The organism is Maribrevibacterium harenarium (assembly GCF_006385675.1).
Taxonomy (GTDB): Bacteria; Pseudomonadota; Gammaproteobacteria; order Pseudomonadales; family Marinomonadaceae; genus Marinomonas; species Marinomonas harenarium.
On record NZ_VFRR01000129.1, the window covers coordinates 1 to 730 of the forward strand.

1 protein-coding gene is annotated in these 730 nt (G+C 44.7%); it reads left to right on the top strand.

Translation table 11 applies throughout. From position 1 onward, the window contains the following. Nucleotides 1-121: 121 nt before the first annotated feature. Nucleotides 122-730 (top strand): transposase (locus FJM67_RS17415; RefSeq protein ID WP_140591955.1); only part of this gene is annotated, 609 nt, incomplete at its 3' end.

The window sequence follows — 730 nt, forward strand, 5'->3', positions numbered from 1 at the left end:
TAGTCGCCCCTGAAAAACTCTCAACCCATTGAATACAACGTGTTTTTATACGATAGTTAATACCGAAATCTTGCTATAAATACGCCGTAAGGCCCAAAAAGTTGCAGAATGGATGTGTTTTATGAAGCCTCGTCAGACAAAGACCATACCGCAAAAGGATTTATTCCAATCCCAGCTCGTTGACATCATTAACCTCAACCATCCTTTAGTTCGACTGGCTAATATCATTGATTGGAATCAGTTGGATAACGAATTAGGGAGACACTTCTCAACGGTGGGTGCAGCCGCGTTGCCAACGCGCCTTATGGTGGGATTGCTGTATTTGCAGCATTTGCATAACTTGTCCGATGAGATGGTTTTAGAGCAATGGCTTGAATCGCCTTACTACCAATATTTTTGCGGCGAAACCTTTTTCCAGCACGACTTTCCATGCCATCCAACGAGTCTGGTTAAATGGCGAAAACGGTTAGGAGAAGAAGGATGCGAATGGCTGCTTACCCAGACGATACAGGCAGGACTCAAACTAAAGGTCATTAAACCAGCGAGCTTAAAGAGAGTCGTAGTCGACACTACGGTACAAGAAAAAAATATCACGTTCCCAACGGATGCCAAGCTCTACAACAAAGCCCGACAGCAGCTTACCCAAGTCGCCAAAGAGCAAAACATCACCCTAAGACAAACCTACGACAAAGCTTGTCGTGAATTGATGCCCAAAATTGGGCGCTATGGT